Origin of the sequence: Kribbella sp. NBC_01245 (genome assembly GCF_036226525.1) — a bacterium.
In the GTDB taxonomy this organism is placed as follows: Bacteria; Actinomycetota; Actinomycetes; order Propionibacteriales; family Kribbellaceae; genus Kribbella.
Genome location: NZ_CP108487.1, coordinates 562,895 through 580,809, shown reverse-complemented (window position 1 = coordinate 580,809; position 17,915 = coordinate 562,895). Strand labels below are relative to the sequence as shown.

The 17,915-nt window shown below is 66.9% G+C and carries 20 protein-coding genes; 13 read left to right on the top strand and 7 right to left on the bottom strand.

All coding sequences use genetic code 11. The features are described 5' to 3' along the window. Window positions 1-128: 128 nt before the first annotated feature. The 8 genes from OG394_RS02540 to OG394_RS02505 all read left to right on the top strand — a co-directional run bounded on the left by OG394_RS02540 (window position 129) and on the right by OG394_RS02505 (window position 8,407). Window positions 129-1,457 (top strand): sugar ABC transporter substrate-binding protein, encoded by a 1,329-nt coding sequence (locus tag OG394_RS02540; RefSeq protein WP_328993158.1) that lies wholly within the window; start codon window positions 129-131, stop codon window positions 1,455-1,457. A gap of 20 nt (window positions 1,458-1,477) precedes the next feature. Next, window positions 1,478-2,404 (top strand): carbohydrate ABC transporter permease, encoded by a 927-nt coding sequence (locus OG394_RS02535; protein WP_328993157.1) that lies wholly within the window; start codon window positions 1,478-1,480, stop codon window positions 2,402-2,404. After that, the gene (locus OG394_RS02530) at window positions 2,401-3,267 is read left to right on the top strand and encodes a carbohydrate ABC transporter permease (RefSeq protein WP_328993155.1); all 867 of its coding nucleotides are present in this window, start codon (window positions 2,401-2,403) and stop codon (window positions 3,265-3,267) included. Before OG394_RS02535 ends, OG394_RS02530 begins: the two co-directional genes overlap by 4 nt. Window positions 3,268-3,295: 28 nt before the next feature. Next, the gene (locus tag OG394_RS02525) at window positions 3,296-4,594 is read left to right on the top strand and encodes a polysaccharide lyase 6 family protein (protein ID WP_328993154.1); all 1,299 of its coding nucleotides are present in this window, start codon (window positions 3,296-3,298) and stop codon (window positions 4,592-4,594) included. Beyond that, on the top strand, window positions 4,591-5,472 hold the full coding sequence (locus OG394_RS02520) for an AraC family transcriptional regulator (protein ID WP_328993152.1): 882 nt from the start codon (window positions 4,591-4,593) through the stop codon (window positions 5,470-5,472). Before OG394_RS02525 ends, OG394_RS02520 begins: the two co-directional genes overlap by 4 nt. 76 nt (window positions 5,473-5,548) lie before the next feature. Further along, on the top strand, window positions 5,549-6,985 hold the full coding sequence (locus OG394_RS02515; protein WP_328993151.1) for a polysaccharide lyase 6 family protein: 1,437 nt from the start codon (window positions 5,549-5,551) through the stop codon (window positions 6,983-6,985). Between the two features lie 270 nt (window positions 6,986-7,255). Continuing rightward, window positions 7,256-7,915: a transcriptional repressor LexA gene (gene lexA / locus OG394_RS02510; protein ID WP_328993149.1), complete on the top strand. Its 660-nt coding sequence runs from the start codon at window positions 7,256-7,258 to the stop codon at window positions 7,913-7,915. Between the two features lie 24 nt (window positions 7,916-7,939). Further along, entirely contained in the window at window positions 7,940-8,407 is a 468-nt protein-coding gene (locus OG394_RS02505) for a hypothetical protein (protein ID WP_328993148.1), read from the top strand. Window positions 8,408-8,431: 24 nt separating this feature from the next. Here OG394_RS02505 and OG394_RS02500 read toward each other — a convergent pair whose 3' ends face one another. Together OG394_RS02500 and OG394_RS02495 are read right to left on the bottom strand one after the other, a co-directional pair. Then, window positions 8,432-8,872 carry a hypothetical protein gene (locus OG394_RS02500; protein ID WP_328993147.1) on the bottom strand — a complete coding sequence of 147 codons (441 nt, stop codon included), beginning with the start codon at window positions 8,870-8,872 and terminating at the stop codon, window positions 8,432-8,434. Then, window positions 8,872-9,627: a sulfite exporter TauE/SafE family protein gene (locus OG394_RS02495; RefSeq protein ID WP_328993145.1), complete on the bottom strand. Its 756-nt coding sequence runs from the start codon at window positions 9,625-9,627 to the stop codon at window positions 8,872-8,874. Before OG394_RS02495 ends, OG394_RS02500 begins: the two co-directional genes overlap by 1 nt. Window positions 9,628-9,709: 82 nt before the next feature. Between OG394_RS02495 and OG394_RS02490 the strand changes: the two genes are divergently transcribed. Continuing rightward, window positions 9,710-10,651, top strand: a complete 942-nt coding sequence (locus OG394_RS02490; RefSeq protein ID WP_328993144.1) for a LysR family transcriptional regulator — start codon at window positions 9,710-9,712, stop codon at window positions 10,649-10,651. A gap of 9 nt (window positions 10,652-10,660) precedes the next feature. Here OG394_RS02490 and OG394_RS02485 read toward each other — a convergent pair whose 3' ends face one another. Then, window positions 10,661-11,035 (bottom strand): hypothetical protein, encoded by a 375-nt coding sequence (locus OG394_RS02485; protein WP_328993143.1) that lies wholly within the window; start codon window positions 11,033-11,035, stop codon window positions 10,661-10,663. Between the two features lie 377 nt (window positions 11,036-11,412). Here OG394_RS02485 and OG394_RS02480 point away from each other — a divergent pair, with 377 nt between their 5' ends. From OG394_RS02480 to OG394_RS02465, 4 genes are all read left to right on the top strand, one after another. Further along, window positions 11,413-11,871, top strand: a complete 459-nt coding sequence (locus OG394_RS02480) for a hypothetical protein (protein ID WP_328993142.1) — start codon at window positions 11,413-11,415, stop codon at window positions 11,869-11,871. Continuing rightward, window positions 11,865-12,098, top strand: a complete 234-nt coding sequence (locus OG394_RS02475; protein ID WP_442914268.1) for a helix-turn-helix transcriptional regulator — start codon at window positions 11,865-11,867, stop codon at window positions 12,096-12,098. The genes OG394_RS02480 and OG394_RS02475 overlap by 7 nt, the downstream gene beginning before the upstream one ends. Continuing rightward, window positions 12,095-13,054, top strand: a complete 960-nt coding sequence (locus tag OG394_RS02470; protein ID WP_328993141.1) for an NAD(P)-dependent alcohol dehydrogenase — start codon at window positions 12,095-12,097, stop codon at window positions 13,052-13,054. The genes OG394_RS02475 and OG394_RS02470 overlap by 4 nt, the downstream gene beginning before the upstream one ends. Window positions 13,055-13,247: 193 nt before the next feature. Then, window positions 13,248-13,802, top strand: coding sequence for a dihydrofolate reductase family protein (locus OG394_RS02465; RefSeq protein ID WP_328993140.1), 555 nt, complete (start codon window positions 13,248-13,250; stop codon window positions 13,800-13,802). On the opposite strand, the gene OG394_RS02460 is transcribed toward OG394_RS02465, so the two are convergent. Genes OG394_RS02460 through OG394_RS02445 form a run of 4 tightly spaced genes read right to left on the bottom strand, consistent with a single transcriptional unit; the run spans window position 13,792 to window position 17,913 of the window. Beyond that, window positions 13,792-15,090: a hypothetical protein gene (locus tag OG394_RS02460; protein WP_328993138.1), complete on the bottom strand. Its 1,299-nt coding sequence runs from the start codon at window positions 15,088-15,090 to the stop codon at window positions 13,792-13,794. The genes OG394_RS02465 and OG394_RS02460 overlap by 11 nt on opposite strands. Before the next feature lies 1 nt (window position 15,091). Beyond that, complete coding sequence (locus OG394_RS02455; RefSeq protein ID WP_328993137.1) at window positions 15,092-15,859, bottom strand: bestrophin-like domain; 768 nt, start codon at window positions 15,857-15,859, stop codon at window positions 15,092-15,094. Next, the gene (ispH, locus tag OG394_RS02450; RefSeq protein ID WP_328993136.1) at window positions 15,856-16,830 is read right to left on the bottom strand and encodes a 4-hydroxy-3-methylbut-2-enyl diphosphate reductase; all 975 of its coding nucleotides are present in this window, start codon (window positions 16,828-16,830) and stop codon (window positions 15,856-15,858) included. Before ispH ends, OG394_RS02455 begins: the two co-directional genes overlap by 4 nt. Window positions 16,831-16,860: 30 nt before the next feature. Then, complete coding sequence (locus OG394_RS02445) at window positions 16,861-17,913, bottom strand: family 2 encapsulin nanocompartment cargo protein polyprenyl transferase (protein ID WP_328993135.1); 1,053 nt, start codon at window positions 17,911-17,913, stop codon at window positions 16,861-16,863. Window positions 17,914-17,915: the final 2 nt, after the last annotated feature.

Genomic DNA, 17,915 nt, shown 5'->3' with positions numbered 1-17,915 from the left:
CAAATGAACGCCGATCACCAGAAGTAGACATCGGACGAATCATTGACCTTCAGGCTTGGAAAGCGCTATCTTGCGACGAAATAGCATCGGAAAACAACCAATCCCGATGCTTGGATAGGAGAGCTGGGATGTCTAGGTCACCCAAGTTGATCGCCGCGATTGCCGGGATGACGGCGTTGTTAGTCGCGGGCTGTAGTACGGGTGGCGCCGAGAAGGTCGCCCAGGATCCGAACGCCCCGCTCGAGCTGTGGGCCCGCACCACGCCCGGTGGCGACGGTGAGAAGGGCATGAAGAAGCTCGCCGCGGCCTTCGAGCAGGCGACCGGCCAGAAGGTCGAGGTCACCGCGATCTTCGACGACTTCGAGACCAAGCTCTCGCAACGTGCCGCGCAGAAGGATCTGCCGGACATCGTCATGAACGACTCCTCGCAGCTCGGCACGATGGTCACCCAGGGCATCGTCCGCGAGGTGAACCTGGCCGCCATCAAGGGCAGCGACCAACTTCTTCAGCCCGCGCTCGACGCGGCGAAGTCGGGCGACGGCAAGACGTACGGCGTGCCGTACTCCGCGCAGGCGGCAGCCCTGCTGATCCGCAAGGACTGGCGGCAGAAGGTCGGCCAGCCCGTGCCGACGAACTGGGACCAGCTGGCAACCCTGGCGAAGGCCTTCACCACCGAGGACCCTGACGGCAACGGCAAGCCGGACACGTACGGCCTGGCCGTTCCGGGCTCGACCAAGCGCGGCTACGCCTCCTGGTACTTCTCGAACTTCCTCTGGGCCGGTGGCGGCGACTTCATCGCCAAGCAGGCCGACGGCTCGTACAAGCCGGCCATGTCGACCCCCGAGTCGGTGGCCGCCACCAAGTGGTTCCGCGACCTCGCCTGTACGTCGAAGGTGGTCCAGCCCGGCGCGGCGACCATGGACACTCCCCCGACCAACGAGACGTTCGAGGCCGGCCGAACCGGCATGTACGTCGTCGGTCCGTACCTGCTGGCGCGCTTCGACAAGGCTCTCGGCAAGGACAAGTACGAGGTCGTTCCCGCGCCGAAGGGCCCGAAGGACGCGACCGTGCTAGCCGAGGGCGGCAGCGTCTACCTGATGGCGGGCTCGGCCAATGAGGCGGCGCAGGACAAGTTCGCCAGCTTCGCGATCTCGCCCGAGGGCCAGAAGATCGGTATGGAAGGCGAAAAGGCCTTCATCGTGCAGCTGCCGGTGAACAAGACCGTCGACATCGCCACGGTTCGCAACGACCCGCGGTGGAAGGTGTACGCCGACGCCTACCGCGACGGCAGCCGCTACGCGCCGTCGATCCCGAACTGGACGCCCGTACGTCAGACGACCGCCGACACGATCAACGCCCTGATCGCCGACTGCGGCCTCGACCTGAACGCCGAGCTCACCAAGCTCGACCAGAAGCTGGGCGAAACCCTTAGCCAGCAGGGCATCGGCGCGTCGTGAGTGTTCGCGAGGCGGCGCCTGTGACGGCGTCGGTAAAGACTCCACCGCCACCGACCGCGTCGACGGGCTGGACCCGTCGGCGTCGGATCGGCCAGTGGTGGGTGCCCTGGCTCTTCCTGGCACCCGCGCTGATCCTCTTCCTGTACTTCAAGTTCATCCCGATGGCGCAGGCCGTCTCGATGTCGGTGCAGGAGGTCCGCCCCTACCTCGGCAACACCTGGGTCGGCGCTGCCAACTACGCGGAGATCCTCACCTCGGAGAGCTTCCGCTCCGCGACCTGGAACACCATCCTGCTCGCCATCGGGCAGACCGGTGGTTCGATGGCGCTCGGGTTCGGGCTGGCGCTCCTGGTCGAGGGCCAGACCCGGAAGCTGAGCTTCATCCGGTCGGCGGCGTTCCTGCCGGTCGTCGTACCGATGGCCGTGGTCGCCGAGTTGTGGCGGATCATGTACCACCCGACCAGCGAGGGCCTGATGAACCAGGTCATCGGCCTGATCGGGCTCGGTCCGTCGGGGTTCATCAACCATCCGGACACGTCGCTCGGCTCGATCATGCTGACGGGGATCTGGCGCGGTGCGCCGTACGACATGATGATATTCCTCGCGGGCCTGGCCGGTATCGACCGCGGTCTGTACGAGGCGGCCACGGTCGACGGCGCTTCCACCAAGCAGCGGATCCTGCACGTGACGCTGCCCGGGCTCCGGCCGGTCTTCGCGATCCTGTTCGTGCTCGCCGCGGTGCGTGGTTTCCGCAGCTTCACCGAGGTCTTCCTGTTGACCAACGGCGGGCCGAACGGCTCGACAGAAGTCGTGATGACCCTTATCTACAAGCTGGGCCTGGAACAGAACCGGCTCGGGGTCGGCTCGGCCGGCGCGGTACTGCTGTTCGTCGCCACCCTCGTCCTGACCATCTGCGTCCAGCTGCTCCGACGGAGGAGATCCGCATGACCGCCGCCACGGAGACCGCCCTCGGTCTCACCGAGCGCACGGGCACCATTGCCAAAGTGTTCAAGGCGATCATCTACGCCGGCCTGTTCATCGTGTTCGCCGGACCGTTGCTCGCGCTGCTGGTCAGCTCGTTCAATCACGTGTCCGACCCGACTCAGCTCAGTGTGATTCCGACCCGGCCGACGCTGGACAACTTCCGGATCGCGTTCGACCACGGGGTACTGCGCTACCTGATGAACTCGTTCTTCGTGGTCGGGTTCGGTCTGCTGTTGCAGGTCGCGGTCTCGGTGCTCGCGGGGTACGCACTGGCCCGCAAGATCTTCCCGGGAATGACGCTGGTGATGGTCGCCATCCTCGCCACCATGATGCTGCCCGAGGAGATCCTGGCCCTGCCGCTGACGCTGATCCTGGCGGACCTGCCGCTGGTGCACCTCAACCTGATGGGCACGCTGGCCGGCATGATCGTGCCGCTCGGCGCCTGGGCCTTCTCGATCCTGGTGATGACCGAGTTCATGAAGGACGTGCCCCGCGAGCTCGAGGAGGCGGCGCGGATCGACGGCGCCGGCGAGTTCCGGATCTTCGCCCAGATCATCCTGCCGCTGTGCAAGCCCGCCCTCGGCGTCATCGGGGTGTTCGGCTTCACGATGATCTGGGACCAGTACCTGCTGCCGTTGCTGGTGGCAACGAATTCCTCCGCGTACACACTGCCGTTGGCCTTGCGGACGCTGCGCATCGATCCGGTCGTCACACCTGGTGTCGTGATGGCCGCCTCGCTGCTGGCGCTGCTGCCGTCGGTGCTGGTCTTCCTGCTGTTCCAACGCTCTTTCGCCCGCGGGCTGACCTCCGGCGCCCTCAAGGGCTGAGAACACCCCAAACCACTTCGGAGCAAACATGGACCGCCGTAAGTTTCTCGCTGTCAGCGTCACTGGCACAGTTGCAGTAGGACTGACCGGACTTCTCGAAGCCGTTCCGGCCGTTGCCAGCGGCAATGACTCGCTCGTGAGCACGCTCGAAGAACTGCAGCAGGCGATCAACGGCGCCGTACCGGGCGACGTCATCACCGTTGCCAATGGCACCTATCCGGTTCCGGCCGGTACGCCGATCCTGGTCACGGCCAAACACGGTACGGCGTTGGAGCCGATCGTCGTACGGGCGCAGTCCCCGGCCGGCGTGGTGCTGACCGGCGAGCGGAGTTTCGTTTTCGCCGCGTCGTCGGACATCACCATCAGTGGTTTCGCCTTCCGCCAGAGCACCACCCTGGAGCTGCCGCCGGACTGCCAGCGGATCCGGCTCACCCGGAACGACTTCCAGCTGGCCGATATCGAGGGTCTGCACTGGCTGATGGTTCGCGCGGACCACAGCACGATCGACCGCAACGCCTTCCACGGGAAGTCGACGCTCGGCATCTACCTCGGTATCGAGGGCGCCGGCAGCGACAAGATGGCCCAGGGCGTGCACGTCACCCGGAACCACTTCAGCGACCACACCTTCCCCGGTGACAACGGCGGCGAGCCGATCCGGCTCGGCGTCAGCCCGCGGGCGCTGAGCACCGCCGGCGCTCTGGTCGACTTCAACCTGTTCGAGCGCGCGAACGGTGACCCGGAGGCGATCTCGGTGAAGTCTTCGGGCAACACGATCCGGCACAACACGATCCGCGACAGCTTCGGCGGCATCGTCCTCCGGCACGGGAACTTCAACCGGGTCGAGGGCAACTTCATCCTGTCGGGCTCGAACGGAGTCCGGATCTACGGCGACGACCACCGAATCACGAACAACTACATCGAGGAGATCGAGGGGTCGGGCATCGTGCTTGGTAGCGGAAACGTTCGCGACCACTTCCCCGGCGAATCGGCGGCGTCGCGCCGCGGCAACGACGCGCCCGACCGGGTGCTGATCGGACGCAACACCGTGCTGAACTGTGGCAAGGGCATCAGCGGCGAGAGTCACCGCGTACTGCCGCCGCTGGACTGCACGATCGCGCACAACCTGTTGATCGCCGACAGCGGGACACACGTGGACATGCCGTTCCAGGAAGGCATCACGTGGCGCGGCAACATCCTCTGGGGTGACGCCGCGGACGGGAACATCCCGGCCGACGGGTTCATCCGCAGGCGCAGAGCCCACACGTGGGCGGACGAGGTTCGGGTCCGCCCGCTGAAGGCGGCCGACGTCGGCCCGTTCGCGTCATGACCTCCACCACGGCGTCCGCCACGGCGCGGTCGGCGGTGGTCACGCCGCCCGACGCCGAGTTGATCCGGTGCCACCTGGACCGGTGCCGGCTCGATCTCGTGGTCGCGGCCCGGATCACCAAGGTGCATCGCGAATGGTCGCGTCCGTTGCAACCCGACCCGTTCTCGCGGCTGTACCTGATTCTCGAGGGCGAGGGACGGCTCGCGGTCGGCGACCAGGAGCTCTACCCGAAGCCGGGTGACCTCTGCTACCTGCCGGCGGACACCCCGGTGTCGTACACGACGATCAGCGACGACACCTTCCGGAAGCACTGGCTGCACTTCTCCGCGTTGATCGGCGACTGGGATATCAGCGAAGTGCTGACCATGCCGTACGTCGTACGCAGCCGTGCTCCCGAAGAGGCGGCGGCGTTGTTCGAACAGGTCGGCGCGGCTGACCGGGATCCGCCCGGTCTCGCGACGCCGTTGCGAATCCGGTCCGCCCTGGCCGCGTTGTTCGCGCACTACCTGGACAGCGCGCCGCCCGGTTCGGTGCGGCTGACGCCGCAGCAGAAGAACGGCGCGCTGCCGGAGATCGTCCAGTACATCGAGTCGAACCTGACCACGCCGTTGACGCTGGACCAACTGGCCGCCGAGTTCGAGTACGACCCGAACACCTTCGTCCGGTACTTCCGGTCGCAGTTCGGGTTGTCGCCGAAGCAGTACATCAAACGGGCCCGGATCGAACGGGCCCAGCGCGAGCTCGCGACCACCACGCGGCCGATGGAGGAGATCGCGGCGGAGGTCGGGATGGAGCAGTCGTACTTCTCGAAGGTGTTCCGCCAGATCACCTCGGTGACCCCGAGCGTCTATCGCAGGATGTACCGCCCCAGCAAGTGAAGTGCCCCCGCAAGTGCAATACCCCCGCCCACAACGAGCTTGCCCCCATAGCTCGCCCACAGAGAAGGAGGTCGCCATGGATCGTCGTAGCTTCCTGGCCGCCGGCGTGATCGGTACTGGCGCAATCGCACTACAGATGTCTGGAAAGAGCGACGTAGCCGCGCGGACCAGCGAAACGGTGACCTCGATCGCCGGCCTGCAATCGGCGATCGACCGGGCCACGGCCGGGGCGCAGATCGTGCTGGCCAACGGCACGTACGCCGTACCGTCCGGCGGGATCCGGATCACCGGCCGCAATGGCACGTCCACCTCGCCGATCACCATCTCGGCCCAGACCCGCGGTGGCGTCGTACTGACCGGCGCTCTGAGTTTCGTCTTCTCCTCCTCGTCCAACATCACCATCAGCGGGTTCTCGCTCCGGCAGAGCAGCACCCTGGACATCCCGGCGAACTGCTCGCGGATCCGCCTGACCCGCAACGACATCGCCTTCGCCGCGGCCGCCTCACACTGCGTCGTTGTCCGCGGCAACGACGCGAAGATCGACCGGAACACGTTCCGGGACAAGTCATCGGTCGGCTGCTACCTGGTGATCGACGGCCCGAGTGGTGACCAGGCCAACGAGATGGCGTTGCGCACGCACATTCTGCGCAACCACTTCCGCGATCACAGCTTCAGTGGCGAGAACGGCGGCGAGCCGATCCGGCTCGGCGTCAGCAGCCGCGCGCTGGGCGATGCCGACGCGACCATCGAGTTCAACCTGTTCGAGCGCGTCAACGGCGACCCCGAGGCGATCTCGGTGAAGGCGTCCGGCAGCACCATCCAGTACAACACGATCCGGTCGTCCCTGGGCGGCATCGTCCTGCGGCACGGCAACAACAACCGGGTCGAGGGCAACTACATTCTCTCCGGCGACAACGGCATCCGTATCTATGGCAACGACCAGCTGATCGTGAACAACTACGTCGGCGGTGTCGGCAGCGCCGGGATCGTGCTCGGCAGCGGCACGGTCCGGGACCACTACGAGGGCGAGAGCTCGGACTCGCGGCGTGGAAACGACGCGCCCGACCGGGTCACGATCGTGCTCAACACCCTGCGGAACAACGCGCAGGCGCTGGCCGGCGAGAGCCAGCGGACGTTGCCGCCGTTGGCCTGCAAGATCTCGGACAACCTCCTGGTGGGTGATTCGGGCACGCTGGTCTCGATGCCGTACACGCAGGGTCTGACCTGGTCGGGCAACATCGTCTGGGGCGGCGCGTCGACCGGCAACATCCCGTCGTCCGGCTACACCCGCGCCGACCCGAAACTGGTCGCCGGTACGGACGGCATCTACCGCCTCGCCAGCGGCAGCGCCGCCATCAACAAGTCGAGCCTCGACCACTCGACCCGCGTAACCGACGACCTAGACGGCCACACCCGCACCGCCCCGTACGACGTAGGCGCCGACGAATACTCCACCCTCACCCCCGTACGCCGCCCCCTCACCCCAGCCGACGTAGGCCCAGCCGCCCCCTAACCCTCGCCCGGCGCGCGCCTCTCAGGCCAGGGGCGCACGCCTACTCAAGACTGCGACGATCGGTCCCAATTTGCCGCTGCGAGCTCGCCTGCACCTGACAGGTAGCAGAAGAGCGGCAAATTGGGACCGATCGTCGCAGTCTTGTGCACCACCCGGACGCCAGTCTCGTGCACCACCCGACGCCATTCGTCGTACACCGCCCGCCGCAGTCTTGGCCACTGCTGGCGTGGGTGGGCGGGTAGAAGGGGCGTTTGCATCTACGATTCCGCAGTGACCACCTTCGATGAGTTTGAGCTTGAGCACCTGAACACTTCGGCACTTCCGCCCCGTCAGCAGAAGATCCTGGTCACGATCCGGGACTGGGCGGTCAAGTACGGCTACTCGCCGAGCACTCGCCAAATCGGTGAGGCGGTCGGCCTACGATCATCGTCATCCGTGTCGAAGCACCTGGCCGATCTCGAGGACAAGGGTTTCCTCCGCCGCAGTTCCTCGATGTCCCGCGCGATCGACGTACGGATGTTCCTGCGCGCCCCCTCGACACAGGAACCAACCGACGACTCCGTCTCCGTCCCAGTCGTCGGTGACATCGCCGCCGGAACCCCCATCTCCGCCATCGAACACGTCGACGATGTGCTCTCGCTCCCGCGCGGCCTAACCGGACGCGGCACCGTCTTCGGCCTACGCGTCCGAGGTGACTCGATGGTCGACGCCGCGATCTGCGACGGCGACATCGTCGTCGTACGCCAGCAGACCGAGGCCCACTCCGGCCAGATCGTCGCCGCCATGATCGACGAGGAAGCCACCGTGAAGGTCTATCGCCGCCGCAACGGCCACGTCTTCCTCGAACCCCGCAACCCCGACTACGACGTCATCGACGGCGACAACGCCGCCATCCTCGGCATCGTCGTCTCGGTTCTCCGCAGCGTCTGACCTTCAGAGCACTAGGATCCCGGGATGCGATTCGTCGACGACGGAAACGCGGTGCCCTGGCCGCGGCGAGGGCCAGTCGGCAACCTGCTCGTGTACGGCGCGTTGCTGCTGGCGATCCTCGCCTCCCCCACCCTCGCGTACTACGCCTATATCGACCACTGGGGCCGCCTGGCCGTGGCCGCGAGTATCGCCATGACCATCGCCATCAGCGGGTACTACAGCGTGGCGTGGATCATCATCAACCGGGAGCAGCAGCGAGCCAACCGGCTCGCGACGGCCGGCATCAAGGCGAGCGCCGAGATCCTCGCCTCCCAGTGGTGCATCGTCAACGAGGAGAACGGTGTCGCCCTCACCCTCCGGATCACCGGCCCCGGTTTCGAGCCGTTCCAGACCGTGCACCGGACCGAGGAGAAGCCCGGCCAAGAGGTAGGTGCCCGGCTTCCGGCCCTGGTCGACCCGACCGACAACACCACCTACGCCATCACCAACTGAGCCTACTGAGCCTTCTGAGCCTGGTCACGACGTCAGCGGCCCGGAGACCGGCGCCGGACCAGGGTCATCGTCGCCGTCCGCGTGACGGCGTACCCAATCATCGAGATCGAGCGCCGCTTCGAGGGGCTCGCGAACGAGATACTGCCGCCAAGCCCTCTCTGTAGGCCCCTGGAGCTCACCCCGGAAGCGGGCTTCAGCCGGCCCGAAACGTTCCTGCGCATCGCCGGCCGAAAGCCCGAGCGAATCGCCGACGACCGCCCAGTCGGCGCCCTCAACTCGTGCGAACACGACAGCGGCCTCGAGCAACCGGTGGGCGTCATCAAGCACCCGCCCAGCACCTTCCACCGCAGCACCCGCACCCTCGAACCCCCTGGCCCCAACGAGGCGACGGGCGCCTTCGGCGAGTTCGCAAGCGTCGTACGACATTGCGAGCCGCGCCCGGGCCGCCGGGCTGAAGTCGTCCATCACCCCAGCTCCTTCAGGAAGTACAGCGTGGTCGACGTAACGGCCGAAGACAGCACCAGCCCACGCAACACCCCCGCCGGAAGACGACGTGCCACATGCGCACCACCGAATCCGCCCGCGACAGCACCCACGAGCAGAATGCCAAGTACCGTTGGGCTTTCGCCGACGTCCGACGCCACCAGGAAGATGCCCGCCGCGGTGAGATAGATGGCCGCGAGTTGGGCGACGCGCATCGGGTTGAGCGCTGCGAGGTCGTGACCGAGACCGGCAGCCCAGAACGCCACCATCAGCATCCCCACGGCACCACCGAAGTAGCCGCCGTACAGCGCCAGCACGAACTGGCCGGCCAACACCACGCCGGGTCCAAGGGCGACCGACGTTGTGAACAGCTTGGTGACACGCCGACCGAAGGCGAGGACCAGCGTCGCGAAGGCGAGCAACCACGGCACCACCGCGTCGAAGGCCACGGCGGGTAAGGCCAGCAGCAGAACCGCACCAGCGGCTCCCCCGATCACGCTGATCGCCGTCAATGCGCGGGTCGGTACGTTCGTCAATGGCGTGAGATCGCGTCTGAGCACCCAGGCGCTGGTCATTGCCGCAGGCAACAAAGCGACGGTGGTGGCCGCGTTGGCGGTGACGGAAGGCATGCCGGCGGCCACGAGCGTCGGCAGGGCGACGAACGTTCCACCGCCGCCGACGGCGTTCAGCAGGCCCGCGAGCAGGCCTGCCAGCAGTACGACGAGGTAGTCCGTCATCGTACGAGCATCAGGTCCGGTGGGTCAGACCACAATGCGCGATTGGCGCAGTCACCCTTAGGCGTAGGCATAGGCTGACGGTATGCGCTATGACCTGGACGACCTACGATTGTTCGTGCACATCGTGGTAGCGGGCTCGATCACCGCTGGGGCGCGCCTGATGCACTTGAGTCTGCCTTCGGCCAGCGCGCGGGTCCGGGCACTCGAAGCGCACGCCGGGGTCGACCTGCTGATCCGGGAAAGACGCGGCGTACGCCCGACACCCGCCGGTACGACGCTGGCCCGGCACGCGCGCGACGTACTCGCTCAGACCGCGCGGCTGGACAGCGCGGTCGCGAGCTATACCGCAGCGCCAGGAGCGCCCGTGGTGTTGCTGGCCGGCGGGTCGGCGATGCATCGCCTGGTGCCGCGGGCGCTGACGTCGTACCTGCTCGAGTATCCGGAACACGACGTGACGGTCGTCGAGCAACGGACTCCGCAGACGTTGCGCAGGCTCGCCGACGGCACGGCCGACCTCGGCATCGTCTTGACCGAGCCCGCCCGCGCTGGGGAAGACCATGAGTTGTACGCCGAACCGCTCGGCGACGACTCGTTGGTGGTGATCGGTCAGACCGGCGGCATCCTGACCGGGCGAACCGAGATCAGCTATCGCGAAATCGCCGAGCACCCTCTGGTCGGGCTGGACCTCGATTCGTCCCTGCGCCAGTGGATGGACCAGCGGCTCGCCCAGGCGCCGGTCGCGCGATACCGGACGCTCGTTCCCAACCTGCACACCCTCATCACGCTGGCCGCCGGTGGTGTCGGCCTGGCCGTCGTACCGCGTCGCGCCCTCGATCCCGGTCTGCCGATCGACGTGTGCGCGTTGCAGGACCCGTGGTCGCACCGCCGCCATGTCCTCTGCTGGGGCGCCCACGTCCGAACGACCTCCGCGCCGATCGCGGGGTTGGCGAAGCACCTCCGCGCCGCCGCCGGCATCGCCCGTGCCACGCCGCCTGATTCGGCGGGTGACACGGGCGGCCGCTAGCTCAGCGGGTCAGTTCTCTTCGCAGGGCAGGCCCTTGGACTCGTAGCCACCGCCGGGCTTGTGGTACCAGAGCTGGGTGCAGGCACCCTGCCCGTCGGGAATGCTCCACCAGAGGCGGTTGATGACGCCACCGTTGTAGTAGTACGTGCCGGTCGACTCGCTCCGGCCGTTCGACCAAACGTCCTGGTGGTAGTAGCCGCTGACACAGCCGGACCAGTGCTGGGTCTTGATCGTGTCGTTGTAGTAGCCGATCCACGCGCACCCGTTGCCACCGGCCGAGGCGGACTGGGCTCCGGTCAGCGTTGAGGTCGCCACCACGGCGGTGAGGACCGCGGCCCTGGCCAGCGCGCGGCCACGACCGGTCTTACGGACTGCTTGCGTCATAGTCGATGCCTTCTCTCAGAGTTACATAGAGGTCTACCTTCGACGACGCGCCCAGACTCCCGATCTGAGCGATTCGTCAACACAGCAAGAGTTTTCTCCGATGAGGCCTCATCAGCCGGTCGTCGGCGCGAACCGCTCGACCGGTGACTAAAAGTAGCAATGGGGCTGCCGGAACACCTAGTAGCTTCGGTTTCGGTCGAACAGCGCATTCGCGCACTTGCCGGATCCACGCGGTAGGCGCCGGGCCGGCTTTCGACCCCTGTCGAATTCCGGGCCTGAGGCAACCTTTTCGGCGGATGCCCCATCGCGATCCGCGGCCGAGTCGAATCTAGGTAAAGAATCTTTGACATCGTGTCTGTTGTGCTTTACCTTCGGAGATGTCAAAGATTCTTTACCTGGGAGCCGGTATGGCGCACGAAGAGAAGCGCGCGTGGATCATGGCCATCGTCACGGTCATCGGGTACGGGGCGTATCTGATCGTCGTTCTGGGACGCGCGGACGGCGGGTCGCTGTCCGAGGTGCCGTATGTGGCGCCGCTGTTGTGGACCATCGGAGCCGCCATCGTGGCTGCGATTGTGCTCAGCATCGCGGCCGACATCGCCGCCGGGGGTAAGCCCAGCAAGAAGGATCAGCGCGATCGCGAGATCGAACGGTTCGGCGAGTACGTCGGCCAGTCGTTCGTCGTGATCGGCGCGGTCACGACGATGCTCCTCGCAATGACCGAGGCCGACTACTTCTGGATCGCCAACGCGATGTACCTGGCGTTCGTACTGTCGTCGTTGCTGGGATCCGTGACCAAGATCTTCGCCTATCGCCGGGGGTTCCAGACGTGGTGAAGCCGACCAAGGTGACGAACTCGATCCGCGCGCTGCGGTTCAGCACCGGCGAGATGACCCAGGCCGAGTTGGCCGACCGCGTCGGGGTGACCCGGCAGACCATCATCGCCATCGAGCAGGGGCGGTACTCGCCATCCCTGGAGATGGCCTTCCAGATCGCGCACGCGTTCGGCGTACCGCTCGACGACGTATTCCACTATCCCGACAGTGCAGGAGAAACACCGTGAAGGCGATCGTTCAGGACACGTACGGCACTACCGAGGTCCTCGAGCTTCGGGAGATCGCCAAGCCCGCGCCTGCCGACAACCAGGTGCTACTGAAGGTTCAAGCGGCCAGTGTCGATGCAGGCGCCTGGCACCTCATGACGGGTCTGCCGTACCTCCTCCGTCTTGGGTACGGCGTACGCGCACCCAAGACCGCCGTACGAGGCCGGGAAGTCGCAGGAACCGTCGAGGCCGTCGGTAGTGGGGTCACGCGCTTCCAACCAGGTGACGAGGTTTTCGGCACTTGTGAGGGCTCATTCGCCGAATACGCGGCCGCCAGGGAAGACAGGCTCGCGCGCAAGCCTGAGAACCTCACCTTCGAACAGGCGGCCGCAGTTCCTATCTCCGGCGGTACGGCGTTGCAGGCGTTGCGGGACAGCGGGAAGGTTCAGGCCGGGCAGCGCGTGCTGGTGATCGGTGCGGCTGGTGGTGTCGGCACGTACGCCGTACAACTGGCTAAAGCACTCGGAGCCCACGTGACGGGCGTATGCAGCACCACGAAGGTAGACCTGGTCTGGTCGATCGGAGCCGACGAGGTCATCGACTACACCAGTGACGAGTTGAGCGGGCAGTACGACCTCATCCTCGACATAGCTGGCAACCGACCGCTACGCCGGCTACGGCAATTGCTAACCGCTAAGGGAACACTGGTCATCGTTGGAGGAGAAGAGGGCGGCAAGGTCTTCGGTGGAACGGAACGCCTACTCCGAGCCGCTCTACTCTCGCCGTTCGTCGGTCAACGGCTGCTCGGCATCATCAGCAGCGAGCGCGCCGCGGACTTCGACACCCTCAGCAACCTGATCGAAACGGGCAAAGTCACCCCGGTGATCGACCGCTCCTTCCCCCTCGCCGAAGCCCCCGCCGCCATCGCCTACGTCCAATCCGGCCAATCCCGCGGCAAAGTAACCATCACGATCTAACCCAGAGCCCTCCCCAATCCACCCAATCCAACCGCCCACCGCCCCCTCCTTCTCCCGCGAGTGGTCACGTCTGAACCTCCCCGCGAGTGGTCAGGTTAAGACGCGACCACTCGCGGGAGAAGGAGGAAGGGACGCCGATTCCACGGGTGCGGCAGGGTGGTGCCGAGGGGCTTGGTTTGTGGTGCGATGGGGTATGGCCAAGCTGATTTACTCGACTATCGGGTCGCTCGACGGGTATGTCGCCGACGAGACCGGCAACTTCGACTGGGCTGCGCCGGATGACGACGTCCATGGCTTCGTCAACGAGTTGATGCGACCACTCGGCACGTACCTCTATGGGCGCGGGATGTACGACGTGCTGCGGTTCTGGGAGACGGCCGAGGGGCTTCCGCCGGTCGAGCAGGAGTTCGCGGCGATCTGGCAGGGCGCGGACAAGGTGGTCTACTCGTCCACGCTGCCGGAGAACGAGGTGCGGACCAAACGGACTCGGCTCGAGCGCGAGTTCGACCCGGCGGCCGTACGACGGCTCAAGGAGACGGCCGGCGCCGATCTCGCGATTGGCGGTCCGCACCTCGCCGCGCAGGCCTTGAAGGCGGGCCTGGTCGACGAGCTCCAGCTGTTCCTCGTCCCGGCGATCGTTGGCGGCGGCAACCAATCCCTGCCGGACGACCTCCGCCTCGACCTCACCCTTCTCGACGAGCGCCGCATCAACCAGACCATCTACCTCCACTATCGGGTCAACCACTGAGCGGACGGCGTCGGCGGCGGATGCGCATGGCGGTGGCGCCGCTGAGGAAGATCATCAGGATCAGCGCCATCGACCAGCGGCGCTGCGTGCGTACGAGGTGATCCGGTGGGTTGGCGGCGTCGTCCTTGGCTGCGAGGGCGTCGTATGTCGCGGTCCAGGACGGTGATGCCGTCGGAGTGTTCGACGGAGTCGGCGTCGTTGAAGGCGTCCCGGTAGCAGTCGGCGTCGGGCGACGCGGCAGAGGGAGTTGTGGCGGCACGCGGGTGGGCGATACCGGTGGCAGTGAGGCCGAGGGCGGAGGCATTGTCGGCCTGACGGTCGGCTGGGCGGTCGGAGTCGGTTGCGGCGTCGCAGTCGGCGTCGCAGTCGGCCTTGCCGTCACGGTCGGCCTCGGCGTCGACGTCGCAGTCGGCGAAGCAGTGGGCGTGGGCGAAGGCGTCGGCGTCGGGCGAGGCGTTGGGGTGGGTGGCGGCGGAGGCGGTGGTGGAGGGGCGGCTGGGCGGAGGCAGCCGGAGGCGTCGCCGCCTCGGGCCGATGACCAGGACGCGAGTTCGGTGACCACTCGCGATCCGTCCAGCCTGATCGAGAACAACCGGCTCCGCTCCCCCGCCGCCGTGTGGACGACGTACAACCTGTCCCGTCCTCCGAACACCGCCGAGCTGTACGAATGCCGCCGCGGCAACTCCGGGAACGACGCGACCGCCCGCACCTTGCCACTAGAAGGATCGATGCGAACCACCTGCGCCGGCCCAAACCCCAGCGTCGTCACGCCGTACAACCACCCCGATGCGGGATCAGCCGCGAAGTCGTCCACCGAGTGAGCGAGAAACCCCGGCGACAACCACGTCATCGCGACAACCGCGCGAAACGACCGGCTCCGCGGGTTGATGTCGATCGCGAACAACCGATGCCCGTCGCGCAGGTACAGCCGGTGGCCCGAGACCGCACCGGCGGTCGGCTGGAAAGGCCCGTGCTTCCGTATCGCGCCCAGATCCACGGCCACTCCACGCCCGTCGATCGTGACGAGATGCGGCCGATGCCGGATGTTCGCGATGCCGTACGACAGGTCCTGCTCCCGTGCGTACCCGATCGCGTTGACCGGAAAGCCGAGCGATGCCTGCACCACCGTCCGGCCCGAGGACACGTCGATCCGCCGCAGCGTCGTCGCGTGCCAACTCGTCTGCGCCTGCAAGATCACGCACGCGCCAGCGGAACCTGCGCCCGAGGCGGGCACGACCCACGCCAGCGAGAGCACGAACGCGCAGACAGCGGCGGAGATCCTGCGCACCTCAACCACCTTGTTTGAGCCTGGCCAACGCGGCGGTAAAGGCCTCGGGCCCGACACTGGCCTCACCACTGAACGGGTTCTGCAATTGCTGGATCGCGAACAAAAGCAGGCCGATCGAGCCCGCGAGCATCGACACGATGATCGCGTACGACATCACCTTCGGCCCGCCGAACATGAACATCAGCGATATCGACATCACACTGCCGACGAGAATCGCGAACCACACCACCGAGGTCACCCCGTCACCCGCGGCGTTGATGCGCTGCTGCCGAGCCTGATACACGTTCCAAACCTGAGTCGCCGCCTCGACGCGAGCAGCCTCCTGGCGATCGTTCTTCGTGGCAGCGCCATCGACCGCCTGCTGGAGATCCCCGAGCAAGTCCCAGCCGGCGTTCCCGACCGGCCGGCTCTCTCGAAGGTTCGGCCACTCCCGATCGGCGACCTCGATCGCGTACGACCTGGTCAGCCGGTTGATCTCGGTCCGGGCCGGTTCGGGCAGCGACGAGCTCGCCCACTTCACGCCGACGAGCGCGTTCGCCTCCTCGTACGCCGTGTCCTGCGCGTTGTCCACCGCGTCGAACAACGAGATCAGTACGAACGCCGCGATCACCACGTTCACGCCACCGACGACGGTGAAGACCTGCCCGGCCAGTTCGTTGTTGGCCTCGCGCCCTTCTTTCTGCCGGGCCTTCCGCAACACCACGGCGAGCACGCCCGTCGCGACCATCACGCCGACCACCCACAGCGTCCCGCTCAGATAGAGGTTCATAGCGGTCGCACCGCCGTCGGGAGGGTGAAGTGGATGGTCTCGCGGGTGATCTCGCGTTCGACCATTTCGAGCGGGCCCAATCGCTCGAGGGCCGCGATCACGCCGTTCACCAGCCTCGGCGGCGCGGACGCTCCAGCGGTCAGTCCAATCACCCGTACGTCGTTGAGCCATGCCGGGCGAAGGCCGTCCGCATCGTCGAGCAGGTACGCCGGAGTCCCTTGCCTGCGGGCGAGTTCGACCAGGCGGACCGAGTTGGACGAGTTGGTCGAGCCGACCACCAGTACGAGGTCCGACTCGGACGCGATCGCCGCGAGCGCGTCCTGCCGGTTGGTGGTGGCGTAACAGATGTCGGCGGAGTCGGGACCCTTCAACTGGGAGAACCGCGCCCGCAAAGCCGTGAGGATGTCGGCCGTTTCGTCCACGGACAAGGTGGTTTGGGTCAGGTAGGACACGCGGGTGGGATCGGCGACTTGCACGCGAGCAACGTCCTCGACCGATTCCACCAGCACCGTTTGGGACGGCGCCTCGCCGAGTGTGCCCTCGACCTCCTCGTGACCCGCATGGCCGATCAGGACGACCGTGTCACCGCGGCCGGCGTACCGCTTGGCCTCCGCATGCACCTTGGCCACCAGCGGGCAGGTCGCGTCGACCACGTCGAGGCCACGCCGCGCGGCCTCGGTGCGAACCGCGGGCGAGACGCCGTGCGCCGAGAAGACCACCGTGGCGCCCTGCGGTACGGCGTCCAGCTCGTCGACGAAGACGGCACCACGGCTCTCCAGATCGGCCACCACGTGGGTGTTGTGGACGATCTGCTTGCGGACGTAGATCGGGTCTTCGCGCTGGGCGAGCAGCTGGTCGACCACCTCGATGGCTCGCTCGACGCCGGCGCAGAACGAGCGCGGCGCGGCCAGCAGGATCGTGCGGGAGACGCCGGCCACGGCCGCCCAAGCGGGGTCGTGAACATTGATCATCCATACCTCCTTCAGTGGTCGCGCGTGGTCTCAGTGGTCGCGGCGGGTGGCCAGGCGGGCCAGCTTTCCCAGCTCGACCGCGGCCGGTGCGACCGGATGCGCGGACGCCAACTGGCCAAGGGCCGAGGCGAGCAAGGCGTCCGCCTCGTCCTGGCTCTTGGTACGCGCTCCCGCCTGGTCGATCAGCAGCGCAGCCCGGGCGAGTTCGACGTCCGACAACGGCAGGGTGTCGTGGTACAGCACGGCCAACTCGCGCCCGGCGTCCGTCCCAGACGTGAGCGCCGCGACCGCCGGAAGGGACTTCTTGCGACGACTCAAATCCGAATGCACGGGTTTACCCGTCACGGCCGAATCGCCCCAAATACCAAGCAAGTCGTCGACGTACTGGAAGGCCAACCCGAGGTCCGCCCCGAACCGCCGCAGGTGTTCGACCTGGTCCGGACGGCCGCCGCCAAATACCGCGCCGAGCGCACACGACGCACCGAGCAACGCGCCCGTCTTGAGCTCGGCCATCCGCACGCATTCCGCCAGCTCGACGTCGGTTCGCGTCTCGAAGTGCGAGTCCGCGAGCTGTCCGTCGACCAGGTCCTGCACCGCCGTACCGAGGATGCGGGTGCCCTCATGCGCGGCCGGATGACCGCTATCCGCCAGTACGTCGAACGCCAGGCTGAGCAGGGCGTCACCGGCCAGGATCGCCGCGTTGATCCCGAACACGGTCCACGCCGTCGCGCGATGCCGCCGAGTGGCGTCGGCGTCCATCACGTCGTCGTGCAACAGCGAGAAGTTGTGCACCAGCTCGACCGCGACCGCGGCCGGCACGGCCACATCCGACAGCCCGCCGACCGTCTCGGCCGCGAGCAAGGCCAGCGCCGGCCGCAACGCCTTCCCGCCGTCCCCGTTGGCCGGCCGGCCCTCCTCGTCCTGCCAGCCGAAGTGGTAGTTCGTGATCCGCTGGGTGGCCTGCGGCATCGTCGCGACGGCCGCCTTGAGCGCCGGCTCGACCTGGTCGCGACTCCACTGGAGGACTTCCCGCGCGGATCGGCCGGCGGTACCGGCCTCGGGTCTTGCGTCCGTCATTGCCATCG